The following is a 5,821-nucleotide window of genomic DNA, read 5'->3' on the forward strand; positions in this document are numbered from 1 at the left end:
CGAAAGATCTGCCGTTCCGCTTCCTGAAATAATACCCCCAGCAACGGCGCACGCTGTGCCGCTTTAAGGGTGGCAATATTTTGCCCCTGTAAGAGAACCTTGCCGCCGGTCGGTTTTAGCAACCCGGCCATCAGGCGTAATAATGTGGATTTCCCGGCGCCGTTATCCCCGATCAAGGCCACCCATTCCCCGGCCCTAATGGTGAGATCCAAACCGTTAATGATGGGTTCGCTCACGCCTGGCCACTGATAGTCCAGCGATTCAATCGTCAGCATAATGAGAGCCTACCTTGCTCCAGCGCCCAAGTTTGCAGGCAATAAGCGGCAACCTTGGTGAGCGACCGTTCAAAGAGCAAAATCACGCACTGCTGCTGGTTAGCATAGGTGGCCAGCTGTTGTAACAGCTTGGTGGTAGCATCGGGTGTCAGGCGGCTAAAGGCTTCATCCAGCAGTAGTAGCCGGGGGCGCATCGCCAGCGCACAGGCCATCACCACCCGTTGCGCCTCGCCGCCAGAGAGCGTGGCCGGGTGACGATGGCGTAAAGCGTGGCAATCGGTAAACGTCAGCGCCTGTTCGATACGCGCCAAGATCTCGGCTTCATCCAGGCACAGATTCTCCGGCCCGAAGGCAATCTCCTCTTCGACCGTGAAGGTACAGCCTGAGAGTTGCAGCTGTGGTGCCTGTTGAATGAGCTGCACCTGTTGCGCCATTTCAACCAACGGGCGCGAACCTATTTCATCGCCGAGGACCTGTCCTGAACCCTGTAATGTGCCGGGTAAGAAGTCGGGGAAACAGCCTGCCAACAGCTGGGCAAGCGTGGTTTTTCCGCTGCCATTCCCACCGCTAATGCCATATAAACCAGGAACCTCGCAATGTAGATCGATGCTTTCCAACTGCCAGCGACTACCTTGAGGAATAAAGCTCAGCGCATTCAGTGCCACAACCACAGCCAGGCTCCTATTTCCAATGCCGCCACCAACAGCAAGCCATAGCGTACGTTACGTTGCAATGGGCTGTCGCTCGGTGCCCACAGCGTTGTGCGTCTAGGATGCAGCCGAAAAGCGCGCATATCCAGCGCCGTGCTGCGCGCGGTTAAATCATTCAACGCACTGTGGGTTAACGGGATAACCAATGCCGGAATGTAGCGCAATCGTTGATACCAATAACCGTCTAGCGGCACGCCTCGCGCCAGCTGCACCTGATAAATCGCAGCCAGTTGCGCTCGCAGTTGTTCGACAACCAGCAACGGCCCCGCCAGCAGGTAAGCCAGCCCGAGCGGCAAACGGCTGGCAAACAGGGCGCGAATAACGCGCTGCGGAGGCACGTATTGCAGCCAGATTTGCCCATAACTTAGCAACGCCAACAAGCGTAGCCAGAGCGCCGCAGCATTGAGCATTTCAGTCTCATCGCGCGCCACCCCCCGTAGCCACCACGCCAGCCAACCGCTATGCACCAGCCATAAGCCGCCCGCCATGGGTAACATGACCCACGCCACATAGCGCCAGCGATGTCGGGTGCTTTTCATCAGGACCAGCAGCAGAAAGCTCGCCAGGCTATAGGCTAGCAACGGATAGCCAAACGGCATCAGCAAACTGCTGGTACCCAGCACCAGCCAAAGGGCCAGCGAGGTAAACGGGTGCATTAACGCACGACGGCCATTGCTGGGAAATTACGCAAGGTTCGCTGCGACATATTACGCACCAATAGCCAGACAATGATGGCAACCAGCACTTTATCTATCAGGTTGATCCCCAGCACGGTCATTGCGACGGACTCGATCAGGTTGCTGCCCATTGAATGCACATAGGCGACAAAGAAGTCTGCGCCACTGCCGGTGACCCCGGCGAATAGATAGGTACGGATCGGCACGGCAACTATCGTCACGGCCAAGGTGATCACCACACCACTCAGGATCACTTTCGGTAACGTCCGGAACCAGCCGATGCTCGCCAATAAGCCAGCCACCAACCCAATCACCATCGCCACCGGTGCAAACGCCGCCGCAATCGGGCCGGTGAGCAGGCCCCAGATCAGGTTGGTCAATAAACCGGTCAACATACCGATAATCGGCCCGGCGAGGATTGCACTCAGCAAGGTACCGATAGAATCGAGGAAAATAGGCAGCTTCAACATCGAAACCAACTGCCCGCCAATCATGTTGATGGCAATCGAGATCACCATCAACACCAACGTCTGACTCGACAACCCATTACGTGCCATAACTACCTCACTCAATTAGTAGGAAAATTAGCGTTGCTTGACGTTTAATTCGTCATAGCCCGAAAGCGCGCAAGGTTGTCGGTTAAATACAACGTCATTCAATTCCCCAATCACCAATTCGAGCGTGGTGCGCACGGTGCAACCTGCCATCACATGGCCGCCGGTCATATGGCCATGCTCCTCGGCCACCGCCAGATGCAGATGTTCGCCTCCGGCCTCCAACGTGCCAATCAGTGAGACCACTTCAAATTTTCCGCTCAATAACGTGGTGCCTTCGCAGCCGGCATAACGCAAAGCCACGTCGCTCAAGCTGCCGACGCAACCACTGACCCAAGCGGCACGCAAATCCTGCTGCCGGATAAAATCACGTAGTGTAACCAGCAGGTCTTGTTGAGGTAACAGACGCAAAGCATAAAACCGTGCCGTAGACGGCGTTGATGTCTCCACGATAAGATCCTTTACCCCAGTGGGTTGAGTGATACGGAAAACAGGGAAATGGCGTCGGGAAGGTAGGATGCTGCATGAGGGAGGTGACTCCAAATAACTCCGAACCTCGGACGTTATGCAGCATGATAGAGATTGATACGGCCAATGTATATGACATAGGTCAGTAAAAGCGGCGGTGCTGGTATGCTGGCCAAAAGCTAAATTGGAAAGGGTCTAAAAGAACACTGATGCCAAAAATAAAAAGCCAAGAAACTCTGGTACGCGAGCGTAAACGCTGGGTGGTGCTAGCGATACTGGTGATAATCATTGCTGGCTGTTACCTGTGGTGGAAACAAGGGACACTGCGATACGAAGAGTGGAGCCCCAACCAGCAGTATGTGGTGCGCTATTATAAAACCTTCGAGTTTATTCCACGTTTCACCATGCCAGGCGATGGCGGGCATTACTCCGGCTACATGCGGGTGTATGACCGAAACGGCAAGCAGTTCTACGAAGAGTATTCCGACCTGCTCGACTTTGTCGAAGGCCCATTCTGGGCAAAAGAAGGCGTCTATTGGATGGGTAACGACAATCAGGACATCGTTAGCCTACCCACCTCGCCGGTAGATTGAAGCTTGCGGACAAGTGGCCTCCTGAAGGGAGGCTTAACCCGGTCAGTTATAAGCGGCGGCCTGCTCTTCGGTGATCAGCTCCATTTTTTCAAGCTGAACCGCAATGCCGCGCAGCGAACGCCCAAACTCCACGCTTAAAGCCTCTATCGTTTTCCCATCGTTGTAACCTTGTTCCAACAGTTGCCTATCTTCTTCCGACCAGGGGAAATTGAAGTTGGCGGGCCTACCCTCGGCAATATTTTTCTGCCGCCGCTCCTCGGGTGATAACTTCACCTTTTTCACCCGTTCTCGTTCGGCGTAAAACTCATCTGCCAGGGCAAACAACATCCGGATCGTCTCTGGGGAATGAACCAGCGAGGTGTGATTCAAGAACTCCCCCGTTTCTGGGTTAATCCCCCTCGCCAACGCACGTAACGTCAAGTAGGTCTGCATCATGGTTTCCGTCCTTAAAAAGTCTATCCGTCATTCTCGCGGCTAGTTCCCTACCTATTTTTGCTCATAAAACGAACTACTCAACAATTCGATTGGATCGCGTGTTAATTTTGCGAAGCAAATTCCAAATTAACGCCATTTTTCGCAAGGAAATAACCACTTAAAAACAATACCCATTCGGAAATGAGTAACAAAACACCGTCGATAATTCTCCCGGCAATCGGTAAAACAGGTTTATCGACAATATTCAGATAAAGTTTTAACTTGAAATTAATAGTTAAAATTAATCACTTATAGAATTTCGGTTGAGAGCGATAAATTAAGGATTACTCACCGCGGCGCTGGCTACTTATTAAGGAGTATTTTTCCGCTAACTCTCCCTTATATTGATTTCCCTCAATAACGCTTGGGTTATTGCTGTTAGTTTGCCATGACTAAAAAACCACTGATAAGCATTAGGGAAAGCAATGGACGTCAATCGCAGACAGTTTTTTAAAATCTGCGCTGGCGGGATGGCTGGGACCACGGTGGCAGCATTAGGCTTCGCGCCCAAGGCTGCGTTAGCGGAAACGCGCAACTACAAACTATTGCGCGCCAAAGAAACCCGCAACACCTGTACCTACTGTTCCGTAGGCTGCGGTTTATTGATGTATAGCCTGGGCGATGGGGCAAAAAACGCCAAATCGACGATTTTCCATATCGAAGGCGACGCGGATCACCCGGTAAACCGCGGGGCGCTGTGCCCGAAAGGCGCCGGCCTGCTGGACTATATCCACAGCGATAGCCGCCTGCGTTACCCAGAGTATCGCGCGCCTGGCTCAGACAAGTGGCAACGGATCAGCTGGAATGAGGCCTTTGACCGCATTGCCAGGCTGATGAAAAATGACCGGGATGCCAACTTCGAAGCCACCAACGCCGCTGGCGTGACGGTAAACCGTTGGCTCTCTACCGGGATGTTATGCGCCTCTGCGGCCAGTAACGAAACCGGCATGCTGACGCAAAAGTTTGTCCGATCGCTGGGCATGCTGGCAGTTGATAACCAAGCGCGTGTCTGACACGGACCAACGGTAGCAAGTCTTGCTCCAACATTTGGTCGCGGTGCGATGACCAACCACTGGGTTGATATCAAAAACGCCAACGTTGTGATGGTGATGGGCGGCAACGCCGCTGAAGCGCATCCGGTGGGATTCCGCTGGGCGATGGAAGCCAAAAACAACAACGACGCCACGTTAATCGTCGTCGATCCCCGCTTTACCCGTACCGCATCGGTAGCCGATATCTACGCGCCGATCCGCTCCGGCACCGACATTACCTTCCTGTCGGGCGTCTTGCTGTACCTGATTTCCAACAACAAGATCAACGCTGAATATGTGAAGCATTACACCAACGCCAACCTGTTGGTCCGGGATGACTTTACGTTTGAAGATGGCTTGTTCAGCGGTTATGACGACAATAAACGTCAGTACGACAAAACCACCTGGAACTACCAGTTTGGTGAAGATGGCTATGCCCTGCGTGATGACACGCTCCAGCATCCGCGTTGCGTCTGGAACCTGCTGAAAGCACACGTCAGCCGCTACACGCCAGAAGTGGTGGAAAACATCTGCGGCACCCCGAAGGAAGATTTCCTGAAAGTGTGTGAAGTCCTGGCTTCCACCAGCGCAGCAGACCGCACCACCACCTTCCTGTACGCCTTGGGCTGGACCCAGCACACGGTCGGCGCGCAGAACATCCGTACCATGGCGATGATCCAGTTGCTGCTCGGCAACATGGGCATGGCGGGCGGTGGCATCAACGCCCTGCGCGGTCACTCCAACATTCAGGGATTGACCGATATTGGCCTGCTTTCCACCAGCCTGCCGGGTTACCTGACGCTGCCTTCGGATAAACAGACCGATCTGGCTACCTATATGGCCGCCAATACGCCAAAAGCCACTTTGCCTGGCCAGGTTAACTACTGGAGCAATTACCCCAAATTCTTCGTCAGCCTGATGAAGAGCTTCTACGGCGACGCTGCCCAGAAAGAGAATAACTGGGGCTTTGATTGGTTGCCGAAGTGGGATCAGTCCTACGACGTCATGAAGTACTTCCAGATGATGGATCAGAATAAGG

At 53.6% G+C, this 5,821-nt stretch carries 8 protein-coding genes; 2 read left to right on the forward strand and 6 right to left on the reverse strand.

Annotated elements, in window-relative coordinates:
* The 5 genes from ACLQ7H_RS03470 to ACLQ7H_RS03490 all read right to left on the reverse strand — a co-directional run.
* A partial coding sequence (locus ACLQ7H_RS03470) for an ATP-binding cassette domain-containing protein (protein ID WP_411751463.1) occupies positions 1-275 on the reverse strand: 275 nt, incomplete at its 3' end.
* Positions 269-946, reverse strand: coding sequence for an energy-coupling factor ABC transporter ATP-binding protein (locus tag ACLQ7H_RS03475; protein ID WP_411751464.1), 678 nt, complete (start codon positions 944-946; stop codon positions 269-271). The genes ACLQ7H_RS03475 and ACLQ7H_RS03470, both read right to left, overlap by 7 nt.
* Entirely contained in the window at positions 931-1,641 is a 711-nt protein-coding gene (locus ACLQ7H_RS03480; protein WP_411751465.1) for an energy-coupling factor transporter transmembrane protein EcfT, read from the reverse strand. The genes ACLQ7H_RS03475 and ACLQ7H_RS03480 overlap by 16 nt, the downstream gene beginning before the upstream one ends.
* Positions 1,641-2,219 carry an ECF transporter S component gene (locus tag ACLQ7H_RS03485; protein ID WP_411751466.1) on the reverse strand — a complete coding sequence of 193 codons (579 nt, stop codon included), beginning with the start codon at positions 2,217-2,219 and terminating at the stop codon, positions 1,641-1,643. The genes ACLQ7H_RS03480 and ACLQ7H_RS03485 overlap by 1 nt, the downstream gene beginning before the upstream one ends.
* 27 nt (positions 2,220-2,246) lie before the next feature.
* A complete protein-coding gene (locus tag ACLQ7H_RS03490) occupies positions 2,247-2,669 on the reverse strand; it encodes a PPC domain-containing DNA-binding protein (RefSeq protein ID WP_411751469.1) in 423 nt (140 codons plus the stop codon).
* 224 nt (positions 2,670-2,893) lie between these two features.
* Between ACLQ7H_RS03490 and ACLQ7H_RS03495 the strand changes: the two genes are divergently transcribed.
* The gene (locus ACLQ7H_RS03495) at positions 2,894-3,277 is read left to right on the forward strand and encodes a hypothetical protein (RefSeq protein WP_411751467.1); all 384 of its coding nucleotides are present in this window, start codon (positions 2,894-2,896) and stop codon (positions 3,275-3,277) included.
* Positions 3,278-3,319: 42 nt separating this feature from the next.
* Here ACLQ7H_RS03495 and ACLQ7H_RS03500 read toward each other — a convergent pair whose 3' ends face one another.
* Complete coding sequence (locus tag ACLQ7H_RS03500; RefSeq protein ID WP_411751470.1) at positions 3,320-3,709, reverse strand: hypothetical protein; 390 nt, start codon at positions 3,707-3,709, stop codon at positions 3,320-3,322.
* 467 nt (positions 3,710-4,176) lie between these two features.
* Between ACLQ7H_RS03500 and fdnG the strand changes: the two genes are divergently transcribed.
* The coding region (gene fdnG / locus ACLQ7H_RS03505; RefSeq protein ID WP_411751468.1) for a formate dehydrogenase-N subunit alpha at positions 4,177-5,821 on the forward strand (1,645 nt) is incomplete at its 3' end.

The sequence above is a fragment of the Serratia sp. (in: enterobacteria) genome (assembly GCF_046715635.1).
Classification (GTDB): domain Bacteria; phylum Pseudomonadota; class Gammaproteobacteria; order Enterobacterales; family Enterobacteriaceae; genus Chania.

Bases quoted from the DNA above. Each gene is read 5' to 3' on its own strand.
- ACLQ7H_RS03500 (WP_411751470.1), bottom strand. From the start codon at position 3,709: ATGCAGACCTACTTGACGTTACGTGCGTTGGCGAGGGGGATTAACCCA.
- ACLQ7H_RS03480 (WP_411751465.1), bottom strand. From the start codon at position 1,641: ATGCACCCGTTTACCTCGCTGGCCCTTTGGCTGGTGCTGGGTACCAGC.
- ACLQ7H_RS03485 (WP_411751466.1), bottom strand. From the start codon at position 2,219: ATGGCACGTAATGGGTTGTCGAGTCAGACGTTGGTGTTGATGGTGATC.
- ACLQ7H_RS03495 (WP_411751467.1), top strand. From the start codon at position 2,894: ATGCCAAAAATAAAAAGCCAAGAAACTCTGGTACGCGAGCGTAAACGC.